Genomic DNA, 24,487 nt, shown 5'->3' with positions numbered 1-24,487 from the left:
AAGGTATTGCTCATCAGGGAATCTTGTGAGCATAATAATCCATTTACTCTTCCGGCTTCAGCGGTTCGCTGCCCATAGTCAGTTCCAGTGTACCGCCGTCCACTATATCCTGATGCGTGAAGAATGGAGTCTCCAGCTTATTGCCGTTCAGCACAATGCTCTGCACATACTTGTTATCGCGGCTATTGTTGTGGGCTATCACCTTGAACGACTTGCCGTCTTTCAGATGAACGGTCGCCTCGTTGAACAGCGGGCGTCCGATGGAATATACCGACTTGCCGGGGCATACCTGATAGAAGCCCATCGCATTCAGAATGTACCATGCAGACATCTGTCCGCAGTCTTCATTGCCCGAAAGTCCGTCGGGGTTGTTGAAGTAAAGCGTATGCAGCACCTCATCCACAATCTCCTGCGTACGCCAGGGCTGGCCTACGTAGTTGTAGAGATGGGCAATGTGATGGCTCGGCTCATTGCCGTGAGCATACTGGCCTATCAGACCGGAAATATCCACCGAAGTCGATTCACCTTCCAGCTTGGAATCGGCAGTGAACAGAGAATCCAACTTGCCGATGAAAGCGTCGCGTCCTCCCATCAGTTCTACCAATCCGTCTACATCGTGGGGAACGAACCAAGTCCACTGCCAGGCAGTGCCTTCGCAATAGTCATCGTTACGGTGATTGGATGCGCGGGGGTTGAAAGGCGTACGCCAGTTGCCCTCACTGTCCAGTCCACGCATGAAACGGGTACTCGGATCGAAATAAACTTTATATCCCTCGGCAAAGGCAGCATACTTGTCGCGGTTGACTTCGTCGTCCAAGGCACCTGCCAGTACAGAGATGCACCAGTCATCGTAAGCATACTCCAGCGCTTTTGCCACGGACTCATTGTCTTTGTCGCAAGGCACGTAGCCAATCTTGTTCTTCCAGTACTTGGCCTGCGGCATCAGATGCGGCACAACCAAAGGATGCGTGATAATGCCCGTCGTATCGTATTCTGCCGTACGGAGGCAAGCCTTATAGGCCTCCTGCACGTCGAAGTTACGGTATCCCTTTACATACGAATCCGCTATGAGGGAAGCTGCATGATAACCAATCATGGTACCCGTATAGTTTCCGGCCAGTTCCCACATAGGCAGGACGCCGCCCTCGCGGGACTTCTGGATGAGCGAACGGATGAAGGCCTCGTTCAGTTCTGGATCGATAATCGTCATCAGCGGATGATAGGCACGGAAAGTGTCCCATAAAGAGAAAATGGTGTAGACAGGCTCGTCCACCCTGCCTTGATGGGGCTTCAAGTCCATACCAAAGTAACGTCCGTCGACATCGGTAAATAAGTTGGGCTGCATGCCCGTGTGGTAAAGTGCCGTGTAGAACATGGTACGCTGGTCGTTGTCCTTCGTATCGATGTCAATCTTGGAGAGATAAGTGTTCCACTGCTGGCGGGCAGCACGGCGCACACCGTCAAAATCCCATCCGGAGATTTCGGCTTCCACATTCTTGCGGGCACCGTCCATATCCACGGCAGACACACCAACCTTTACCAATACCTCCTCATTGGGCTCCGTCTGGAATTGCAGTAAAGCTTTAGCTGTAGGCAGAAGCGGACCGCCTTCGTCCAATGCCATGGAGTCCGTGACCAGCGTATAGGTAAATGGTTTGGAGAACTTGGCGTAGAAGTTGATATACTGGTCGAAAGCCCAATATACAGTCTTCTTGCGTCCACGGATTTCAGTATCGCTGATTACTTCCAGCTCCATCTGTTCATTCTTCTGGCGCTGAATGCTATAATCCAAGTCGAGGATAAAGCCTGCATCTTCCGCTTTCGGGAAGGTATAGCGATGAATCGCCGCACGTTTGGTAGAGGTCAGTTCGGCTTTCACCCCGTAGCGGTCCAAAAATACGGAATAATATCCCGGTTCGGCTGTTTCATTCTCGTGGGAAAAGGCAGAGGCGTACGCCATCTGCTGGCTCTTCGAGCCCATAGAGTGGTAATCCTGCCGCCCTACAGTGGGCATCAGCAACACATCCCCGTAATCGGCACAACCCGTACCGCTGACGTGAGTATGTGAAAATCCGTTGATAGTAGTATCTGCATAGTAATATCCGGAGCAGGCATCCCACTCGTAGATACGCGTGTCGGGGCTGGGCTGAATCATTCCGTTGGGAACTACCGCTCCGGGATAGGTATGCCCATGTCCGCCCGTACCGATGAACGGATTGACGTAAGACGCATAGTCCGGTGCCGTCTGGGTACAGCTGCAAACCGCCCCCAGCAGAAAAAGTCCGCCCAACAGTATGGAACTAGATTTCATGTTTTTCTTCATATTGTTTATTGTATAAGTAAGTGTATAGCTTCATAATAGAATCTTGTTATATGAGAATGCTTGAGGAGGGCCGCCCCATTACTTTGAGCAAAGCCCTCCTTTGTTTCATGTATGAAAAGGTTCAAGCATCCATTTTTCCGAAACCTCAGTTTACGGAAAACATGGCATCAGCGTACCTTCTTCATCGTATAGTTCTCACTCACGAAGTAAGGAACATCGGGGAAGATGTCGTTCTCAATCTCACCGCCTACATACTTATAAGGGTTGATAGCCCATCTGTTGCCCAAACCATAGATACGCATATCACCGTTAGGAGCAATATCGCCATCCATGGAATAATTATCATACTTAGGATATGCTTTCCACTGGAAGGCATTACTATAAGTACCGAAATGCATCTTGTAGGTAGCAGGGTCTTCAGCATCGCCCTCATGAATGGTTTGCGGATAGATGAGCAGTGCACCGTTATAGTAATCGCAATGCATCGGATACTTACCGGTAATTTCGGGGAAAGTACCCCAGTTGTAAACTACATATCCGGTACCTTCTTCATCTTTCTCTATAATTACATTCTTCTCAAAATCCTGACTGCCTTTCCAATCCCACCAGCGAGGATTGCCTTCTTCATCCACATAGGTAAAGAGGGAGTTACTGGAAGTTACTTTCCATTCACCGACCAAATCTTCATAGCCCATCATCTTTCCTTGATAAGCTTCACCAGTACGGTTCCAGTACTTACCGCTCCACTCCACTTCATCATCAAAAAGTACTTTACTTATTTCCGAAAGCAGCGTATAATACTGATACATCAGCGGTTTGGGATTGTAGAACATCTGAATGCCATAACCTTCATCTTTCACTTTTTGGAATTTGCTCTTGTCAAATCCATTCCAACCTCCGTTCAACTCATCATTAATCTTCCAAGGCAGCGGAGCATACTTGGATTTGGGCAGGTTCTCAAAATGAGACGCTTCACGGCCAAAAGCTCCATTAGGATTCTGATTCTGGTAATAACCATAGGTCATATAGTCCACAATATCACCAACTTTCACACCTTCTACCTCGCCATCGGGAGAATCAAGCGAACCATATTCATACACACCGATCAGTTTATCTCCAAATACCTGGCGGCACTCATAAACCAAACGTGCGAAGTTGGCACGTGAACGTTTTTCGAAGCCGGGACTGGGGTTGGAGTTGTTGTAACTGGTGTACTCATCATCAAAGTCAATGCCATCCAAACCATAGATATCCAAATAAGCCTTCAGTTCCTTGGCAAAGTCTTTGGCGGCAGCTTCAGAAAGGTTACCCATACCGGCCTCATCATGGTTGCCAAGAATAGTCATAGCCACCTTAATGCCCTTAGCCTGCAAAGGACGGATGAACTTATCCGCATTTCTCAGCAAGAAAGAAACCTGGTCATTGCAAAAAACATGTACGCGACCGGTCTTGCTATCCACATTGATATTGGCAGCAAAAATGCTGACTACATCAAAGAAAGGCTTTCCGTCGCTCTTCATGGTATATTCACCCATATTCAAGATGTTCTCGTCATTTACTTCCACAAAGCAATGTGTAAGTATATCACCCTTACTGATACTCTCAGGAATAGCAGCCAAAGGCTTTACCAAGTAAATATATTCCTGATTGTTTGTAGAAACTTCCACACCGTTATTGGCAGATGCAGAAACGGCAACAGCATAAGTTTGTCCGATTGTGCCTCCTGCATTGATATTCAGTTCCACAGAAGCCGACTTCTGTTCGCCCGCCTTGATAATGACAGTTCCACCGTTCGCCAGACTCAACTTATCGGCGGGATACATTTTATAGCTTGTTCCATTCTTCTTATTATAAGCTTCCAAAACGTCTTCGTCCACTTTGAAGGTCACCGTAACATCCTGCTCTGCAGCTTTGCTCAGTTCAAAATAGAGATGTCCGGTAGCAACCTTGTCGCCAAAAACGGAAATCGGAGTAAGTTCACGTGCACCAGCGGCAGACTTTACATAACCATACACGCCATCCACAGTATCCAGCTTGTCGCTGTTGCCGGTGTTGATGACAACATCATCTTCACAACCGGTAAAGCATATTCCTGCACATGCAAAAGCCATTGCCAGCAAGCCTGATTTTATATGATTCATATATTTCATAATCAATATCTTTTTATTTGAATTAAGGTATAACTAAATTATTTGGCGGGCAGTTCCACAGCAGTCCAAGTCAATGGTTCAACTGCAGTAGCATTGTTCTCATTTCCGCTATAGTCATGAATGGCAGTACCGGCACCTTCATCGAACTTCCAGTAAGAAACCAGTCCGTCAGCATCCGGATCTACCTGGTAGAAGTGGTCCTTTGCATTGATTTCTGCTGATGTCAACACCTTGTTCCAGATACGTACCTCTGAGATGTTACCTTCCAACCAGCGGTCACGATTGTATGAATGACCAATCCAGAATCCGTTACCTTCATCAGTCATAGTCTGCCCCCAGTTCACAGCACCGCAGTCCAAAGTAGTCTCCAACATATTCTTACCATTGATGTAAACTATAACAGTTTTTGCATCCGCATCGTAGGTCACAGCTATATGTGTCCATTCATTTGTCGGAATAGCCAGACTCTCATCAGTCACATTGCCACTGCTTGTAGCCACCTGCAATTGGTTCTGAGGAATTCCGGCATCACCGATACGGAGCAGGAACTTGCCTTCGATACCCATAATGGAAGTCAGCATCTTGTCGAACTTGCTTACGCGAATCAACGCTTCTGCCGTCAGTTTATTCATATTATTGGCTACATCCGGATTGGTCCAAGTTACGTAAACCAGATTCTTGGTAATATCAGGAACCGTATTAATCAATGCAGCACCCTTCAGCACGTAGTACATAGTACCGGAGCTCTTCAAGACTCCGATACTTGCCTGGTCTACCGTAACCGGCAATACATATACCTTCTCACGGTCCAGTTCCGTCAAGTTCTTGAAGCTGACAGTGATGTCATCTGAAATGACAGCACCGGCCAAAATGGTAGCCTGCGGAGTTTCTACCGTATAATAATTTTCCGGCAGCGCCTCGGCTGTGTCATAATAGGTGGCGTTATAAGTAGCTACCAAGGAAGGGTCCGCCTTCAAGGAAATAGTTATGTCCCGTGATTCAGGGCGAGCCATTGAAATCCGGAATGAACCTTCCGTATCGGAAACTGTGTTTTTCAACAACACAGTGCTGGTCATCGCCGAGCTGTTGATATACACCTGATTATCGAAATTCTCAACGTCATTATCATTACAAGCAGCAAATACACCTGCCAATAATGCCATCGATACTAAATATATACTTTTCAGTTTCATGATATTCTTTTATTTTTTAGGAGCAGGATTCATAATATTGATAGCTTCTCTCACGTATTGGTAGGTATTGGTTGCATTGTAGTAATCATTCTGCATGTTCTCAATAGCCAAACCAGCTTTTATAAACTCAGCAGACGGCTCTGTCACCCAATAAGCGGCTTCCGACAGAGCTCTCAAAGCATTGTAATATCCGGTAGTCTTATCAGTTGTATCCAGAGAGATGGTAGATGCCGATACAATGAAGCGGTCAGCCGGAACACCGTCTGCCATCAAGGCCTGAAGCGCTTCTATCCCCAGTTGGGCAACATCCGTGACATCATTTGTAATCAAGATGATATGGTCACAAGAAGACAGTACAGACTGACCTATCAGGTTGGCAGGATACCCCTGGAACACCAGCTTCTTACCCGAATTGGCGCTCTTCCAGTTGGCTATCACACTGAAAAAGGTATCTTGATTTGCCTTTGCTTCAGCCTTGTCAGCTTCGGACATGTAGATAGGATTGCTGCCGCGATATTCAGCAACAATGCCGTCGAAAGGAGCTTCCAGAGCAATCAATCTGTTCAACTCAGCAGAAAGATAAGCCGAGAATGTGGACGTTTCCGTTCCTTCCTTCACCTTGTCGGTATGTTCCTTCAAGATATTGTCATAACTGATAGAGTAGAATACTTTTGTTCCTTTCTCGTGTACACTTACAATGTCTTTCAGTTCGAATTCCACTAAATCGGGAGTAGTCACAATAATTACGTCCAGACTGTCAGGCACATCTGACATGTGTTGCCCACGACTGAAAGGAACTTTCTCACTATTATCAAACCAGCCGTACACAATCTTATGGTCAGAATTCTTATATTCCTGCAAGTTCTTCAGATACTTGGCATACAATTCGGGAGACTGTTCGTCGATTCCGGGTTCTGCCAAATTGATGCTTTCTGTATCTGTCCAGTCGGAGCAGGCAGACAATGCCAATACGGAAAAAGCTGCCAGCGCAATTCCTTTAAATGATTTCTTATATAATTTCATAATTATTCAGCATTTATTGTTATTATTTACGTGCCCACCATACATCAGTAGCCATGTTGTCCGGTCCACCCAGATAATTGCTTACTGCATCCTGCACGTTTTCAGTATTATTTGTATATTCTTCAGAAGGATAAGGCATGCGACGTGCACCTTTCTCGCTGTCAACAATTCCATTACTCTTATTGCCTTCGCTGGTTGCAGGCAACAGTTTGGGATAACCCGTACGACGGTAATCAGCCCAAGCCTCGTTGCCTAACGGCCAGTTAGCAATCCATTTCTGAGTAATGATACGCTCCTGCTTTTCCTCTTTGGATGCTCCCTCATTCCATTTGATGGTAATGTTTGAAAGGTTCTTTTCATACGTATTAAGACCAGCAGGATCCTTATAAAGGGCAGGGACACTGCTTTCATCAGCCAGATAACTATCTACCCCCGTAGCTCCCCATTGTTCAAAAGAAAGGCGGACACCTTGTTCATAAAAATCAGCCGCAGTTCCTTTCATGCTGAAACCATAGACTGCAGTAGCTTCAGCGCGCAAGAAGGCAACTTCCGCTGCATTCATCCAAAGCACAGGGTCTGAAGAGGAAATCTTCACCCGTGAATAATTTATGAAAGATTCCCTCGCTTTGCTGAGATCGATACCACGGCGTAATCCTACATAAGACTCTCCCTCCCATTTGGATTCTTCAAAATAGCTGGCGCGGCGATTGTCATTGTAACCGTTCATGTAACAGATGATGTCAGCAGCAGGATGGGTATCACCGCCTGATGCTTCTTCATTATAACGCACTGCCATAAACAGCGGGTTGCTGATTGTTCCGAAATACTTCCATGTAGCATTGTCTGCATTTGTTTCAATCAAGCCCAGTTCATGATTCACTGCGCTTTCAGCCATCTCTTTGGCCTTGGCAGGACTTACATTGGCAATGCGGATAGCCAGACGCAACTTCAACGAGTTGGCAAATTTCACCCATTTCTGTACATTACCGCTGTATACGAAGTCTGCAGAAGCGACCAACGCCGCGTTTCTGTTCTCGGTCAGCACCTCAATGGACTCGTCCAGTTCCTTGAAGAATGCATTGTAGACTTCTTCCTGCGTATCATAAGGAATAGTTATCTTGCCATCCTGACCAATCTTGGAATAAGGGATGGGACCGTATGTATCAGTCACGCGGCTCATGGCAGCAACCTTTATGATTTGTGCAATAGCATAGGGAACCGGATTGTTGGTATTCTCCGATACTTGTTTCACTGTGCTCAAGTTAGCATATAATGTCGAGATGATACGGTCACTCATCAAGAATACGCGTGTCCAGTCATTCGTAGCATTAAAATTGGATATTGTATTGGACCAGCCGGCATTTGAATCGGCAAAATAACCTCCCAACGGTCCGCCCAACAAACAATCGGTAAATTGTGCCGTATTGACGTCTGACGAAATAACCGTACTTGCCAAGTTACTCATGGCAGAACCCAGTGCATAATCATCGGGAGTCAAATCGCCCGGTTGATAAGGATTGGAATTGATATCCATATAATTGCCGGTGCAGGACATAAAGCCCATAACCAATGGAGCAATAATCAATTTATTTATTATATTTCTCTTTTTCATATCGTTTGGTATTAAAATTTAAAGCTCAAGCTAAAGCCGATGTTACGCAAAGCCGGCATCATGAAATAGTCGATTCCCTGATAGAAGTTATCGGTAGAAGCCACACTTTCTGGATCGAAAGGAGCCTTGCTGTAAATCATCCATAAGTTGCGGCCTACCAACGAAACCTTGATATCACACACATCGTTCAACAACTTTTTGGGAATAGTGTAACCCAAGGAAACTTCCTGCAGGCGAACGTTGGTAGCAGAGTAAGTATAGTATTGGGGAACAGCTGTACCACTACCGACTACACCATACCATGTTTCGGGATTTACCTTGTCCTTGCCATTCACCAATACGTAACCTAAATCACGTGCATCCGCAGAAGCCTCAGACACACCATAGTAATCCAACATGGCTTGTGTACGTGAGTAGACCACACCACCCAAACGGGCTGAAATCAAAAAGCCTGCTGTGAAATTCTTCCAGATGAAGTTGTTACGCCAAGCCAAATTCCCCTTAGGAAGTACACTTCCCAATTTGATGTATTTGTCAGGATCGGTAATGGTTTCCGTAGCAACTGCTCCGTTCTGGTCTACAAAAATCTGTCCATTGGCATCACGCTTCATATCTCTCAGAGAGTAAAGGTCCCCCATGCTTCCTCCCTCTTTCAGCAAGAAGCGGGCATCACCTAAACCACCCATATTCAACGTGCTCAAAGAGAACAACTCACCGGTAACGGGGTTGATGGCTTTGTCTGCCAGTGTCAAAATCTTATTCTTGTTGCTGGAAAAAGTTATACCAGTATCCCATGTAAAGTCCTTCCAAGTATTCTTATAGTTCAGTGACAACTCAATACCGGAGTTACGTACGGCACCGGTCTGGATATACAAAGCCGACCAACCGCTGACAGGCAACTGCGGATTGAATGTCTGATTCATAGTCTTGGCATTGTAATATGTCACATCCAATTCAAAATTTTTGAGGAAACGCATGTTCAAACCGATTTCCCAAGAATTGGTACGCTCAGGCTTCAGATTATACAACGGATATTGAGTCGTGATACTCCATTGACCGGAACTTGAATTCCATTCGTAGTGAGGATTAGCCAAGTATCTGGAGAAAGCACTACCAACAGATGCCCATGAACCACGAACCTTTATAAAAGAAAGATAATCTTTGTTCAAGTTAGGCATCAGTTCAGACAGTACAACAGAACCACCGACTGAAGGATAAAAGAATGATTTACTGTTGGAGTTGGGACCTGCCAACTGTGAAGGCCAGTCGTTACGTCCGGTCAGCGTCAAGAAGTAAGTATTCTTGTAACCAAGCTCAGCCGAAGCGAAGAGAGACTGAGTCTGTTCACGCCATCCCTCCTGCAAGCGCTGTGTCTTGCTGGCACTCAGGTTCTGGATAGCAAAGTAGTTGGTTAGACCTACCGGTTCACCACCGAAAGCATCACCACCGTCAGCAATCGGACCACGTGTTTTCATTGCATCCGAACGTATATCGGAGAATGAACCACCGACGTTGGCCTGGAGTGACCAGTCTTCACCGAAATATTTGTTGATACTCACCAGGAAGTCAGCATACAACTGTTTGTCCTGCGTCTTAGTAATACCATAAAGACCTCGTGAAGAACTCTCGGTGAGCTGAGTATTGGTAGAAGCATAAAACTTTTCTGTATAGTCATTATTGGAGTTATCCAAACGTACACGTCCTGAAACAGTCAGCCAGTCCAGAATCTTATAGCTCAAACCGGCATTCAGCATATAGCGATCCTTCTTGTTCTGGCGCAAATTGCGGTAGTTAATCCAATAAGGATTCTGCATTACCATACCTTCGTCCCCTACCGGCCAATATTGCGTATAAATCTTACGGGCAGCGTCATAGCGCTCATACATGCTGATATCCGACCAGTCGTTGCTGCGCGGGAACAAATAAGCACCCACCAACGGGTTATTGTAGGTACCCTGGTTCGTCATGTTCTGGTCATTCTGCAGAATATAGCTTGCACCGAAGTCCAAAGTCATCTTGTCGTCCAAGAAAGTAGTGGTATTACGTACCGTGAAGTTGTAACGGTTGTATTTGTTGTTGGGAACAATACCCTTAGAGTTTACGGCAGCAGCCGATGCATACGTCTGGTTTTTTTCTGTACCAGTTGACAAAGAGATGCTTTCCGTCCCTACAATACCCGTCTGGAAATAATCATCTTTCGGACTGTAATTGTAATTATTGGCTGCAGACAAAGGAGCTCCCCAGCTCATGGCTCCTGAAGTGCTCATCACACCACCGGTTCCCGTACCATACCGGTTTTGGAAGCTCGGCATCACAAACGGATTGGTGAATTCAGTATTGCTGCTGACAGTAAGACTCACCTTACCTTCTTTACCTTTCTTTGTAGTGATGACAATGGCACCGTTGGCAGCTTCCGAACCGTACAAGGCAGCAGCGGCGGCGCCAGTCAAGACCGACATTGACTCGATGTCTTCCGGGTTGATGTCAGCAATCGGTTCTGAAGATCCCTGGGAGTCGAACTCCTTACCTCCGGCAGTACCACGGCCAGAGAAAATAGGCACACCGTCAATTACATAAAGTGCATTGGAAGACTGCATGATGGATTTCGTACCACGCATCACTACCTTTGACACGCCACCCACACCGGATGAAGAAGCATTGATATTCACACCTGCTACTTTACCACTCAATGAGTTCACAAAGTTGGCGTCTTTATTGGAAGTAATGGCATCTGTATTCACCTGCTGTACATTGTAGGACAATGCCTTTTCCGAACGCTTGATACCTAGGGCAGTAACCACAACTTCTTCAAGCTGTTGGGTATCTCCGGCCATCATCACATTAATCGGTGCATTACCTTTCACGGGAATTTCCTGCGTAGTATAACCGATATAAGAGAATACGATCACCGGATTCGCTTCCGTAGTGGTCAACGTAAAGTTACCGTCGAGGTCGGTAATGCACCCGTTGCTGGTACCTTTTATCAATACATTCACACCAATCAGAGGTCCCATGTCATCTGACACGACTCCGGTAATCGTCCGTTCTTTCCCTTGTTGGTTGCCCTCTTGAGGAGCAGCAGACTTTTCAGAAAGATAAACGATGTTATCCTCCACTTTATAGGAAATGTCTTTCCCTTTGAGAATAACATTCAAAGCATCTTCTATAGACGCATTGTTCACTTTGACGTTTTCTACCGGCAACGCAGCCAGTTTGTCGTCATAAAAAAATTGATACTTGGATTGAGACTTGATTTGTTCAATGACTGTCCTCAATGTGCCGCGAGACACATTCAGGTTTAATTGGGCAAAGCCCCACTGGATAGAAACTGCCATGAACAACAAAACTAATAAAGCCCGCATGAACGTCGAACTCCGAAAAGCATAATTGTCTTTCATAAACACAATTTATAGGTTATACAATAAATTACTTCGAGAGATTCATTCTCTCGCATTCCTATATAAAACAACAGACAATGAAAATACACTTACTGAAAAAGTATCTTTTTTATCATTAATCCTAAAAAAAAAGAGTTACCCCGAAAATAAGTTGATATATCATTTTGCTCAATATTACTAACGAAGTAAATAATTATTTCCACCTGATTCAAGAAAAACACCTATAATACAGATAGTAAATAACAAAATGATATATCAACTTATTTTCGAGGCAACCCTTTTCTTACTATATTATTACTATTCTTTACTTCTTCAGTTCATTCGAGAAAGAATAAGGATAATCTTCCGGCTGCGTACCTCTCTTCATATTAGGCTGGCTGCCCATATCAAACCTCAAGGTACCGCCATTCTGCAAATTGCCATGCGTCAGATAATTCCTGGAATAATCCACGCCGTTCACCTTGAGAGACTCGATATACATGTTCTCCGGTGAGTTATCCGGAGCGTCAATTGTCAGGGACTTACCGTTCTCGAAATGGAGGGTAGCCTTACGGAACAGAGGGGCGCCCAGTACATACTCGTCCGTACCAGGGCAAACCGGATAGAAACCAAGTGCAGAGAAGACATACCACGCGGAAGTCTGACCGTTGTCCTCGTCACCGCAATAACCGTCGGGACCGGCAGTGTACATGCGGTTCATTACCTGACGAAGCCAATATTGGGCCTTCCAAGGCTCCCCGGCATAATTATAAAGGTAAATCATGTGCTGGATGGGCTGGTTGCCATGGGCATAGTTACCCATATTCATCACTGTCATCTCACGGATTTCATGGATTACCTGGCCGTAATAGCTGTCATCGAACAAGGGTGGAACAATAAATACAGAGTCAAGCATCTCCACGAAAGATTCCTTGCCACCCATCAAGTCTATCAGACCTTGAGGGTCGTGGAATACAGACCAGGAATAGTGCCAACTGTTACCTTCAGTAAAGGCATCACCCCACTTCAATGGAGAGAAAGGAGCCTGGAACTGGCCGTCTTGATTACGACCACGCATCAGCTTGCTTTCCTTATCAAACACATTCCTATAGTTCATGGCACGTTCCGCAAAGAGTTTCTGCTCCTTCTTCGGACGGTTCAACTCTTTTGCCATGCGGTAGATGCACCAGTCATTATAAGCATACTCCAAAGTACGGGCAGTGTTCTCGTTGATTTTCACATCGTAGGGAACATAACCAAGCTTATTGTAATACTCATAGCCGAGGCGACCCGTAGAAGAGACCTCGGGATGGACATTCTTTGTACCGTTGATGAGACCTTCGTACAGCGTCTGCACATCCTCCACCTTCACACCTTTCAGATAGGCATCTGCCAGTACGGAAGCAGAGTTGTTGCCAATCATACAGCCACGGTGACCCGGACTTGCCCATTCGGGGAAGAAACCGCTTTCCTTATAGGTGTTGACAAGACCTTCCTGAATCTGCCTGTTCACTGACGGATACATCAGATTAAGGAATGGAAAGAGACAGCGGAAAGTATCCCAGAAACCGGTATCCGTATACATATAACCGGGCAGCACCTGACCATTGTAAGGGCTGTAATGAATAGGACTTCCCGCCTCATCCAGTTCATAGAATGCACGGGGGAATAACAAGGAACGATACAAACATGAGTAGAAAGTACGGTACTGGTCAAGGGTTCCGCCTTCCACATCAATACGGCCCAGCACCTTGTTCCAGGCATCCTGACCTTTCTGAACCAATGTTTCCAAATTGTCATTGCCAAGCTCCTTCAAGTTACGGTCAGTCTGCTCAAAACTGATGAAAGAAGAGGCTACACGGGCATGTACCACTTCACCCTTGCGGGTTTTGAAGCCGATAACAGCACCGGCGTGTCCGGCTTCCTGCTCAACCTTATTCTCGGTCAAGACGCCATCGGCTACAGACGCCTTATAAGTAAAAGGCTTGTCGAACTCTATCACGAAATAGTTCTTGAAGTTCTCGGGAACACCGCCGCTGTTACGGGTAGTATAACCGATAATACGATTCTGTTCCGGAAGTATCTTCACATAAGAGCCCTTGTCAAAGGCATCAACAACAACGTATGAATGATCATTTTCAGGGAAAGTGAAACGGAACAATACGGCACGGTCGGTAGGGGTGAACTCGGTAACCACATCGTGTTCGGCAAGATATACCTTATAATAATGAGGAAGTGCCACTTCGCCCTTGTGGGAGAACCAGCTTGCACGCTTCTCCTCATCAAACTCGGGCTTGCCAACCACCGGCATGATGGAGAACTGCCCGTAGTCGTTAATCCAGGGACTGGGCTGGTGTGTCTGCTTGAAACCACGGATCTTGTTCGCGGTATAGACGTATTGCCAGCCGTCACCCATCTTACCAGTCTGAGGAGTCCAGAAGTTCATACCCCAGGGACGTGCGATCGCAGGATAGGTATTACCGGTGGAAAGCTCGAAAGTAGACTGCGTGCCGACAAGAGGACTGACATACTGGGTAAAGTCCTTGGCATGCAGCCACAAGGAACTGCTCACAAAAAGAAACAATAGGATTAATTTTCGCATAATATTAGAAAGTTGTTAGTATTAAATAAATTCTTCTCGTCATATCTCGGATTTGTGCGGCCTTCCTACTTCATTGAGGAGAGGAAAACACTGTTCCCCACAATTTTATACTCCAATGGAATGGCATTCTTTATCAGATTCAGCACAGCCCCCACACTCTCTTTTTTCTTCAGTGTACCCGAGTAGGTCTTGCTTACATCTATGTTCGGTGCCAGAATTATCCTCACCCCATACGAATTCTCCAATGTACGCGCAATGGTGTATAGGTCAGCCTTCTCAAAGACAAACTCATTATTGTGCCAGTTTTCGATTCCCGTATCCACCTGCTTCACCACCAGACGCCTAGTCATTCCGTTCAGCTCGGCTTTCTGTCCGGGGGCAAGGATAATCATACCCTCGCCATGATTGCCTTTCACCTCTACTTCGCCTTTCAGAAGGGTAGCTACTGCAGACATCTTAGCCTTGTCAGACTTGAGGTTGAAAACAGTTCCCAATACTCTGACCTGCATGGCCTCACTCTGTACGACAAACGGTTTTTCCGGATTCCTCATTACCTCAAAATATCCTTCTCCTTCCAGATAAACCTTTCTTCCCTTCCCTGCAAACTCATACGGATATTTCAAGGTAGTATTTTTATTCAGCCAGACTTTTGTGCCATCCGGCAGTTTCAATTCCTTAATCTTATCATGAGTGGTGACAGCCAGTAATGTTTCCGGCTGGCTATAAGTCTGATAAAAAAGATAGCCGAAAGTACCCAAAAGGAAGAAGCCCACAAATACGGCCGCATACCGCATCCATCCAACCATCCTCCGTACCTTGTATTGTTTCGTCTTCTCTTGTTCCAACCTTTTAAACAATCGCTTTTCGACCTTTTCTATGTCTTGTGCATTCGAAGTATCCCCCAGTCTCCCCAAGTGGTAAATCTCCTCCAGCCTGAACAATTCGCGTGCATTCTCACCCGACCCTTCCAGCCAGGCGTTCACCTCACGAAGTTCATCTTCCGTACATTCACCCATAAGGAACTTGGCCAATATCTCCTCATTCAACTTATTCATTCTTTCCTTCATTATGATAATAAAACAACGCTGCTCGCAAAAACACTTACTTTCCCGATGAAAAACAGAGCCAACATCAGGTTCAGATACCCCAGTTTATCGCGCAGCAACTTCAAAGCTTTGTACATGTGAGCCTCCACCGTACGCAATGACACTCCCATCGTATCAGCTATCTCCTTATTCTTCATATCATGCAGATAGCTGAGTTTGAATACCATCCGGCACTTGTCCGGCAATTCATTGATGGCATCGGACAGCTTCCTTCTGAGTTCGGCATCCTCTATCCGTTTCACCACATCATTGCTGTCGGGTTGATAGAACTCAACCCTCTTTTTATGGATTTCGAGCATGACAGCCTCATAGCCACTTACAATGTCCCGATGCTTCAGAACGTTCAAGGCACGGGTATACACCGCCCTATACAAAAAAGCCTGAATCTGCTCTCCCACCTTCATGGTATCTTTCCGCTTCCACAGCTCCACGAAAACATCCTGCACCACATCTTCCGCATCTTCTTCCCCCACAATGCGTGTGGCGTAGAACAGCAGATTGGTATAATACCTGCGGAAAAGGGATTTATATGTCAAGTCGAAATGTTCATCCATATTTTAGCCGGTTATCGGGGGCTGTACCATGCATCACCTGGCTTATCCCCCATTTCAAATTCGAAAACACTTCCATCCATTATCTGTTCATGCGTAATATAACTTTTGTCATAGCTCTTACCGTTGAGTTTGACAGATTGAATGTAGCAATTTTCCTTGCTCACCGCCGGTGCCAGTACCTTAAAGGTCTTTCCACCAGGCAGGTGCATCTTCATTTCCGGATATAGGGGGGTACCGATTTCATATTTTCCGCCAACCGGGTCTACCGGATAAAAGCCCATCGCACTGAACACATACCAAGCAGACATCTGTCCGCAATCCTCGTTGCCACACAAACCGGCAGGAGTGTTCAGGTAGAGTTCATGCATCACCCGGGCTGCATATTTCTGGGTTTTCCAAGGTTGATCCACAGCATTGAACAGATAAATGACGTGATGGCTAGGCTCATTTCCATGCGCATACTGGCCAATCATTCCGGTGCTGAAAATAGGCAGCTCATCATCTGCAGAAGGATTATAGGTAAACATACTGTCCAGCTTCTGGGCAAACCGTTCCTTACCTCCGGTCAAAGCTATCAAGCCGTCAATATCCTGCTGTACAGACCAGAAGTACTGCCAGCCGTTGCTCTCGCAGATGTGCGGAGTATAGTCGTCCGGCGAGAAGTTCCGGATAAACTCTCCCTTGTCATCACGGGGCTGCATGAAAGAACTTACCGGATTGTAAACATTCCGGTAATTACGGGAACGCTTATAAAACTCGTCCGCTACCTCCTTATCGCCCAGTTTCTCTGCCATACGGGCTATACAATAGTCATCGTATGCATATTCCAGTGTTTTAGAAAGTGACCAGTTTTCCGAATTATACTGATCCGTCACATTATAAGGAACATAAGCATATTTCTTATATAACCCAATGCCACGATAAGAATCGATATTGGCAGTAGCTACACAAGCCTCCAAGGCCTTTTTCGCATCGAAGTCCCCAATACCTTTCAGATAGGCATCTACAATAACTGGTACAGAGTGGTAACCTATCATCATATCTGTCTCGCTCCCCTGAAAATTCCATACGGGAAGGCGACCGTTCTGTTCGAAGAAGGCGAGGAAGGACTTCACCATATCGTTCACCCGTTCCGGCTCAATAAAGGTATAGAGAGGATGAGCCGCACGGTAAGTGTCCCACAAGGAGAAAGTACTGTAATTTGTCCAGCTCTCCGCACGGTGCACTTGCTTGTCGGGACCGTAATAAGCACCGTCCACATCACTGTAAATGGTAGGAGCAATCATCGAATGATACAAAGCCGTATAGAACTTGACTTTCTCATCACGGTCATCGCATTTTATTTCTATCCGGGACAATTGTTTGTTCCAATCATCCTGCACAGCTGCCAGGTATTTGTCGAAATCATCATCGGGTACTTCGGCTGCCAAATTACGTGCCGCCCCTTCCATACTCACACCGGAGATGGCAGTACTAACAAGAATCTGTTCTCCTTCCTTAGTCTGAAAGTCGAATCGTGCAATGACGGATGTCCCTATCCGCTTGCCATCTTTCTCTATGGCAGCTGTATCGAGCTGCATCACAACAAACGGTTTGGAGAAACGGGTACGGAAGTAGAGGCGCTGGTCGCGTGCCCAACCGTCAGAGTAACGGTAACCTTGCACCGTTACCGAATCGACGACTTCTATGTGAGAATCATTGGTAAAATCCCAATTCATGGCTTTCCGCAAATTCAGGAAAACGGCAGCATCGGCTTTGGGGAAAGTATACCGCTGAATGCCACAACGCTCGGTGGCCGTCAACTCTACATTGATATTATAATCTTTCAGACGCACCTGGTAATATCCGGCGCTTGCCGACTCTTCCGAATGAGAGAACAAAGAGTGAATGCCGAGCGGAGCTTCCGCCTCCTTATAAGGCAATGTCACCGGCATAAAAGAGATATCATACAAGTCACCAGCGCCGGTTCCGGAGAGATGGGTATGGCTGAAGCCTGCAATGGTACTGTCTGGATAAAAATATCCGGAAATACGGTCCCAGCCCGGCAGTCCGTTGTCAGGACTGAGTTGCACCATGCCAAACGGTGCCTGGGCACCCGGATAGGTGTTTCCAGTAAAATCTGTACCGATAAAGGGGTTCACGAACTCTGTATAAGACATACTCTTCACATCCGACACTTGTGGGGTACATGCCAGAAAGGATGAAAAGACCACAAACAAACAACAAGATTTTATCAAATTCATAACATTATAGGGTTAACGTGTATAGTATAACAACCTAACCGGATAAAACACTTACACATCTTGTCACTTTTTCAACAGAATTCATGCAAACAAAAGTAATACAAAATTCCGATTAATCCTCTTTTTTATTTTGTAAAAATATACTTTACACTATCTTTGCCACAAAAAGTCACAATGAATTACACGACCTATCTTTTCGACTTTGACTATACGCTTGCTGATTCTTCCCGCGGAATCGTCACTTGTTTCCGCAACGTACTGACCCGTCACGGATATACAGAGGTTACAGATGACGACATCAAACGTACCATCGGCAAGACTCTGGAAAACTCTTTTTCCATCCTCACCGGCGTGACAGATGCCGGACAACTGGCAGGATTCAAGGCAGAATACCGAAAAGAGGCCGATACGCATATGACTGTCAATACGGTGCTTTTCCTGGAAACCAAGTCTGTACTGACTGCACTAAAGGACTCTGGCGCCCGCATCGGAATCATCTCGACCAAATACCGATTCCGCATCAAGGAACTCCTCGACCAGCATTTTCCTGAAGATTTTATAGACATCATCGTGGGTGGTGAAGACGTGAAAACCGCCAAGCCATCTCCCGAAGGGCTACTCCTTGCCATTAAGCGGCTACATGTCAGCAAAACCGATACCCTCTATATAGGCGACAGCACGATAGATGCGGAAACAGCCCAAGCGGCCGGAGTAGACTTTGCCGGGGTCACCCACGGAGTAACCACTGCCAAAGAATTGGAAAAGTACCCACACCGGAAAATAATGAGCACTTTGGAAGAACTGCTGGCAGTTCAGGAGGAGCATCCCTCCATATTCAAGATTGAAAGCCCCATCCGACCGGAAAATATGTATGCCACTTCTCCCCGGAAACAGAAAAGGATAAATGCCTGGCAAATCCTCCTTCTATTGACACTCTTTTGGTTGGCTATTGAAGAGCTGGACATGACCGACGACAGCAACTTCTTCCCGGTTGTCTTCATACTGACATTGTGGGGCATCCTCCAAAAAAGAAGGATACTGCCCAACAAAGCAAGAACTTTCATCGACTCATGGTGGCACCCCTACGCAGTACGCCTGCGTGCATTCCACATCAAGCTGATACAAGGAAGGAAAACTCCTCCTGCGAGTACCGAAACCTGCACTTGCCTGAATTGTGGCACCACCTATACCGGCAACTACTGTAACCGTTGCGGACAAAGCCGAAACACTCCACGTTACCGGCTAAGCAACGCCCTTAAAAACATTGCCGGAGGCTTCTTCAATATAGACAATGGTTTTGGACGTACCCTTCTGGAACTCCTCTACCGTCCGGGATACATGATTAGAGACTTCATCGGTGGTAAGCGTATAGAGTATTTTCGCCCGTTCCAGACACTCTTCATTCTTGCAGCTCTTTATATCATGGCTGTGCAACTGGTAGACCCGGAAGCTCTGAGCAAAAAAGCAAAGACGGAAAAGACAGAGCAGACAGACAAAGAAGAAATCATTGCCGCTAAAGAGAAGCTTACCCAAAAGATGGAGAAAACCTATAGCAAAGAGGAAAAGCGAGCCCTCGCCATCACTATAAAAAGCCTGGAGAAAAGCCTGAACAAACTGGAAGAGAAGAACGACTCCACTTCTGCCACACAGGTATCCGAATCGAACAGCGATGATGGCGACCTCATCGATGAGTTTGTAAACGACACCTCGGAGGTGGGAGACAGACTGGAAAAAGTCTTCCAGAACTCTCCTTTCCTAATGAAAGTATGGAATCTGATGAAGAGCTGGGGACACGGAAACAAAGCATTCCGCATCATTGCCACACTGCCTCTGTTTGCACTTGCTACCCAACTTGCCTTCCGATGCCGGAAATATAAGTTAAACTACAATACCACGGAGCATGTATTCATACAAGCCTACATAGCTTGCCAGATACTCCTGCTAAGCATCATCGTGCTGCCTTTCAACGGGTGTGCAAAGGTAGACGATTTGTATGAGCTGCCTTTATGGCTTATTTTCGTCCTATTCTGTTGCGATTACAAACAATTGTACCGCTGCACCTGGTGGAGAAGCTTTTGGCGCACTATCCTCATGCTGACTTACAGTCTTGTGCTACTCGTCATATTTGCATGCCTCGTCATGGCACTAATGCTGGCCGGTATCTATGTACTGAAATTCATCTTGTAACAACAACCATCCCTACATAAATTGTCTCTTCTTGATGAAACAGTTTTTCTCCAATAGGCCAAAAGTACAATCTGCACTAAAAGAATAAAAAAGCAAAAGAACATTTGCCCATTTAGAATAAAAAGAGTACTTTTGTGCCCGATTATTCCGCACCGGGTTCGACCAAGTGCTTTCTAAGTGATTAGAGACCACCCGACGGAGCTAACTTATACATTAATATAAGAAATGTACGCAATTGTAGAAATTAACGGTCAGCAATTCAAAGCAGAAGCTGGCAAAAAACTGTTTGTACACCACATCCAGAATGCAGAAAACGGTGCAACAGTAGAGTTTGACAAGGTTCTTTTGGTAGACAAAGACGGCAACATCACCGTAGGTGCTCCCACTGTAGAGGGTGCAAAGGTTGTTTGCCAGGTCGTATCAAACATGGTAAAAGGCGATAAAGTTCTCGTTTTCCATAAGAAAAGAAGAAAAGGTTATCGTAAGTTGAACGGTCACCGTCAACAATTCACAGAGTTAACAATTACAGAAGTAGTAGCTTAATCAATTAAAACAGTAAGAAAAAATGGCACATAAAAAAGGTGTCGGTAGTTCTAAGAACGGCCGCGAATCACAGAGCAAGAGATTAGGCGTTAAGATATTTGGTGGCGAAGCTTGCAAGGCAGGTAACATCATCGTTCGTCAAAGAGGTACTGAATTCCACCCGGGTGAGAACATCGGCATGGGAAAAGACCACACTCTTTTCGCTTTAGTAGACGGAACTGTAAAGTTCAAAGTAGGCAAGGAAGACAGACGTTCAGTTTCTGTTATCCCCGCAGAAAACGCAGAAGCATAAGTTTCCGAACAAGAAATAAGGAAAAGGGATGTAATCCGAATGGATTGCATCCCTTTCTTTCATGTCAAAAGCAACACTTTATTTGTTTTTTCCATATCTTTGCACTCACAAAACCGAATAACATAAAAACAAGTATAAGATATGCTTACCATCAAACAAATTACAGAAAATACCGACGCGGTTCTCCGCGGACTGGAAAAGAAGCACTTCAAGAATGCGAAAGAAACCATTGCACAAGTGCTGGACTTCAATGACAAAAGAAAAGCCAATCAAACCATCTTAGATAAAAACTTGGCAGAAGCCAACTCACTCTCCAAATCCATCGGACAACTGATGAAGGAGGGTAAGAAAGAAGAAGCAGAAGCCGCCAAAAGCCGCGTGGCCGAGCTGAAAGAAGTCAACAAAGACTTGCAAGCCAATATGGAGCAGGCTGCCAACGATTTGCAGACTTTACTTTACACCATCCCCAACGTTCCCTATGACAGTGTGCCCGAAGGCGTCGGTGCCGACGACAATGTGGTAGAGAAGATGGGCGGCATGGAAACCGAATTGCCCAAAGATGCCCTGCCCCACTGGGAACTGGCCAAGAAATATGACTTGATAGACTTTGACCTGGGCGTTAAGATTACCGGTGCCGGATTCCCCGTATACAAAGGCAAAGGTGCACAACTGCAACGCGCGCTCATCAACTTCTTCCTGGACGAGGCACGCAAATCCGGCTATACAGAAGTAATGCCGCCGACAGTGGTGAACGTCGCTTCTGGCTATGGCACGGGGCAACTTCCCGATAAAGAAGGACAAATGTACCATTGCGAAGTGGACGACTTATATCTGATTCCTACAGCCGAAGTTCCGGTAACAAACATCTACCGCGATGTGATTCTGGACGAAAAACAGTTGCCCATCAAGAATTGCGCCTATACTCAATGTTTCCGTCGCGAAGCCGGCTCATACGGAAAAGATGTACGTGGTCTGAACCGTCTGCACGAATTCTCCAAAGTAGAACTGGTGCGCATCGACAAGCCGGAACACTCCAAACAGTCTCATCAGGAAATGCTGGACCATGTAGAAGGTTTGCTTCAAAAACTGGAACTCCCCTACCGCATCCTGCGCCTTTGCGGTGGCGATATGAGCTTCACGGCTGCCCTCTGTTTTGACTTTGAGGTGTATTCCGAAGCACAGAAACGCTGGCTGGAAGTAAGTTCCGTCTCTAATTTTGACACTTATCAAGCCAACCGTCTGAAATGCCGCTACCGTACGGCAGAAAAGAAAACAGAGCTTTGCCATACGCTGAACGGTTCCGCACTCGCTCTGCCACGCATCGTTGCCGCCTTGCTGGAAAACAACCAGACTCCAGAAGGAATCCGCATACCAAAGGCATTGGTTCCGTATACGGGATTTGAAATAATAGACTAAGGCCATAATAGTCACGTGCAGCAATACGCCTTTGACACTTTCTTTCGGGCACGAATTACATGAATTTCACAGTTGCGGTTAGCAAAAAACGTGAAATCCATGTAATTCGTGCCCAGAGTTTTATCATGACAAGCTTCTCCTGCGCAACTACAAAGTATTCTTCAAAATACGTGCAAACACCTCCTCGCGGAAATTACGTGCCACCGGAACAGTATGCCTCCCAACTATAATCCGATTGCCATCTATCATCTCAATCTTTTCCAAATTTATCAGATATGATTTATGGACTTGCTGAAATACTCCACCAGGAAGAGCCTCTATCATACGCTTCATGGTAGAACGTACAAGCAGCTTTGTGCTTTCCGTATAAATACAGACGTAATTTTCCAGCCCCTCTACCACCAGAATATCCTTAAACAACACCTTATGCATCTGACGGTCTGAACGGACAAATATAAAATTATTAGCTTCATCCGGCCATTTCTCCTGCTGCAAAAGACCATGTACTTTATTCACCGCTTTCAGGAACCGGTCAAACGAAATCGGTTTCAACAGATAGTCCGTAACATCAAGTTCATAACCTTTCAATGCATACTGCTCATAAGCGGAAGTGATAATCACATGAGGCGGATGGGCAAGAGATGCCAAGAGTTCAAGCCCCGAAAGATAAGGCATTTCAATATCCAGAAACAACAAGTCCGGCTGCTCAGTCTGCAAAAGAGTGTTCAACTGCATAGCATCTTCACATACACCCATTAAAGAAAGGAAATCCACCTTTTCCACATAGCGTTGCAATCCTTCACATGCAGTAGGCTCGTCATCGGTTATTACACATTTTACCTGTTTCATCCTATAATTCTATCACAAGTTTTACTCTAAACAAAGTATCTCCTCTATTTATGTCCAGCGTATGACGCTCCGGATATAGCAGCTCCAGCCTGCGCCTCAGATTTTCTATGCCGATTCCATGTTTTCCTTTCTGGTGCACTAATGGTTCCGGTATAGAATTTTCAATACTAAAACACAACTTGCCTTCTTTCAGACACATATCCATAGCTATAAAATAGTTCCCTCCCACATATTTGAAAGCATTCTCCACCAACGGTACAAACAACAATGGATAAATCTCAACCTGCGCCTCCATTTCATCGAAATGCACCTGCAACTGCAGCCGCTTCGTAGCACGAAGTTTACATAGGCTGATGTATTGTTTCAGATATTCCAATTCCACACGAACCTGCACTTTCTCCCCATCATTGTATAATTGGTAACGAAGCAAATCGGACAATTGCTCAAGAGTATGCCGTGGAGCCTCATTATTCTCATCTATCTGAAAATAAACCGTATTGAGTACATTAAAAAGAAAATGTGGATGATATTGCGCTTTAAGGAATTTCAGCTCTGTCTGGAGCTGGTCATTTTTTATTTTCTCCAATTGCAGGCGTTGAGCTTCGTTTTCCTTCTGTATCATCTGATTACGCAAGAATATATAGAAGAAGCCGCCAAGCAACATACTGACTATGGCGGGAATAGGCACATCGTATAAATCAAGACTTACCCCCATCAAAAAGCGGATAACCCACATCGTCAGAAGACACCAGACGGGAGCTGTCAGGACAACCACCCCGTATTCCTGCCACCACACCAGCTTCCGCTTCCGGCACAAACAAAGCCAATACTTCAATAGAAAAAAGATAGGGTAAGACATGAAGAGTACCACAAGCATATCCTTCAACATGAAATTCCACTCATTGCTTTCCCAATAGTATTCATGTTTCGGAATATCATTCGCCACACGAATACATAGAAAAAGAATCACGGCAAATAATGCCGGCATCAGCCATTTGTTCCACAGTCTGCCCATAG

General features: G+C 45.7%; 16 protein-coding genes. 4 read left to right on the top strand and 12 right to left on the bottom strand.

Annotation, left to right across the window (positions count from 1 at the left end; genetic code table 11):
- Positions 1–43: 43 nt before the first annotated feature.
- The 10 genes from ITJ87_RS07710 to ITJ87_RS07665 form a co-directional block, all read right to left on the bottom strand.
- The gene (locus tag ITJ87_RS07710; RefSeq protein ID WP_117965955.1) at positions 44–2,323 is read right to left on the bottom strand and encodes a GH92 family glycosyl hydrolase; all 2,280 of its coding nucleotides are present in this window, start codon (positions 2,321–2,323) and stop codon (positions 44–46) included.
- Positions 2,324–2,490: 167 nt separating this feature from the next.
- Complete coding sequence (locus tag ITJ87_RS07705) at positions 2,491–4,473, bottom strand: BT_3987 domain-containing protein (protein ID WP_196096322.1); 1,983 nt, start codon at positions 4,471–4,473, stop codon at positions 2,491–2,493.
- A 38-nt stretch (positions 4,474–4,511) separates the two neighbouring features.
- Complete coding sequence (locus ITJ87_RS07700) at positions 4,512–5,666, bottom strand: DUF1735 and LamG domain-containing protein (protein WP_117965949.1); 1,155 nt, start codon at positions 5,664–5,666, stop codon at positions 4,512–4,514.
- 9 nt (positions 5,667–5,675) lie between these two features.
- Entirely contained in the window at positions 5,676–6,689 is a 1,014-nt protein-coding gene (locus ITJ87_RS07695) for a glycoside hydrolase family 18 (protein WP_117965946.1), read from the bottom strand.
- 22 nt (positions 6,690–6,711) lie between these two features.
- Positions 6,712–8,301, bottom strand: a complete 1,590-nt coding sequence (locus ITJ87_RS07690; RefSeq protein ID WP_117965943.1) for a RagB/SusD family nutrient uptake outer membrane protein — start codon at positions 8,299–8,301, stop codon at positions 6,712–6,714.
- A gap of 11 nt (positions 8,302–8,312) precedes the next feature.
- Complete coding sequence (locus ITJ87_RS07685; RefSeq protein WP_117965940.1) at positions 8,313–11,699, bottom strand: TonB-dependent receptor; 3,387 nt, start codon at positions 11,697–11,699, stop codon at positions 8,313–8,315.
- 304 nt (positions 11,700–12,003) lie between these two features.
- Complete coding sequence (locus tag ITJ87_RS07680; protein WP_195690833.1) at positions 12,004–14,280, bottom strand: GH92 family glycosyl hydrolase; 2,277 nt, start codon at positions 14,278–14,280, stop codon at positions 12,004–12,006.
- Between the two features lie 65 nt (positions 14,281–14,345).
- Positions 14,346–15,335 (bottom strand): FecR family protein, encoded by a 990-nt coding sequence (locus tag ITJ87_RS07675; RefSeq protein WP_165491389.1) that lies wholly within the window; start codon positions 15,333–15,335, stop codon positions 14,346–14,348.
- 11 nt (positions 15,336–15,346) lie between these two features.
- A complete protein-coding gene (locus ITJ87_RS07670; protein WP_117601122.1) occupies positions 15,347–15,940 on the bottom strand; it encodes an RNA polymerase sigma-70 factor in 594 nt (197 codons plus the stop codon).
- A gap of 11 nt (positions 15,941–15,951) precedes the next feature.
- Complete coding sequence (locus ITJ87_RS07665; RefSeq protein ID WP_117965934.1) at positions 15,952–18,183, bottom strand: GH92 family glycosyl hydrolase; 2,232 nt, start codon at positions 18,181–18,183, stop codon at positions 15,952–15,954.
- A 174-nt stretch (positions 18,184–18,357) separates the two neighbouring features.
- Between ITJ87_RS07665 and ITJ87_RS07660 the strand changes: the two genes are divergently transcribed.
- The 4 genes from ITJ87_RS07660 (at position 18,358) to serS (ending at position 22,621) form a co-directional block, all read left to right on the top strand.
- Entirely contained in the window at positions 18,358–20,370 is a 2,013-nt protein-coding gene (locus ITJ87_RS07660; RefSeq protein WP_117965931.1) for an HAD-IA family hydrolase, read from the top strand.
- Between the two features lie 225 nt (positions 20,371–20,595).
- Entirely contained in the window at positions 20,596–20,913 is a 318-nt protein-coding gene (rplU, locus tag ITJ87_RS07655; RefSeq protein WP_005828892.1) for a 50S ribosomal protein L21, read from the top strand.
- Positions 20,914–20,935: 22 nt separating this feature from the next.
- Complete coding sequence (rpmA, locus tag ITJ87_RS07650; RefSeq protein WP_117601126.1) at positions 20,936–21,205, top strand: 50S ribosomal protein L27; 270 nt, start codon at positions 20,936–20,938, stop codon at positions 21,203–21,205.
- A 141-nt stretch (positions 21,206–21,346) separates the two neighbouring features.
- Positions 21,347–22,621 (top strand): serine--tRNA ligase, encoded by a 1,275-nt coding sequence (gene serS, locus ITJ87_RS07645; protein ID WP_117965928.1) that lies wholly within the window; start codon positions 21,347–21,349, stop codon positions 22,619–22,621.
- Between the two features lie 147 nt (positions 22,622–22,768).
- Here serS and ITJ87_RS07640 read toward each other — a convergent pair whose 3' ends face one another.
- Both ITJ87_RS07640 and ITJ87_RS07635 read right to left on the bottom strand, forming a co-directional pair.
- Positions 22,769–23,470 carry a LytTR family DNA-binding domain-containing protein gene (locus ITJ87_RS07640; protein ID WP_117965925.1) on the bottom strand — a complete coding sequence of 234 codons (702 nt, stop codon included), beginning with the start codon at positions 23,468–23,470 and terminating at the stop codon, positions 22,769–22,771.
- Position 23,471: 1 nt separating this feature from the next.
- Positions 23,472–24,485 (bottom strand): sensor histidine kinase, encoded by a 1,014-nt coding sequence (locus tag ITJ87_RS07635; RefSeq protein ID WP_117965922.1) that lies wholly within the window; start codon positions 24,483–24,485, stop codon positions 23,472–23,474.
- Between the last annotated feature and the right edge of the window lie 2 nt (positions 24,486–24,487).

This window comes from Bacteroides sp. HF-162 (assembly GCF_015679285.1).
Taxonomy (GTDB): Bacteria; Bacteroidota; Bacteroidia; order Bacteroidales; family Bacteroidaceae; genus Bacteroides; species Bacteroides uniformis.
Note: the sequence above shows the minus strand (reverse complement) of the source record. Positions and strands in the feature narration are given on the sequence as shown.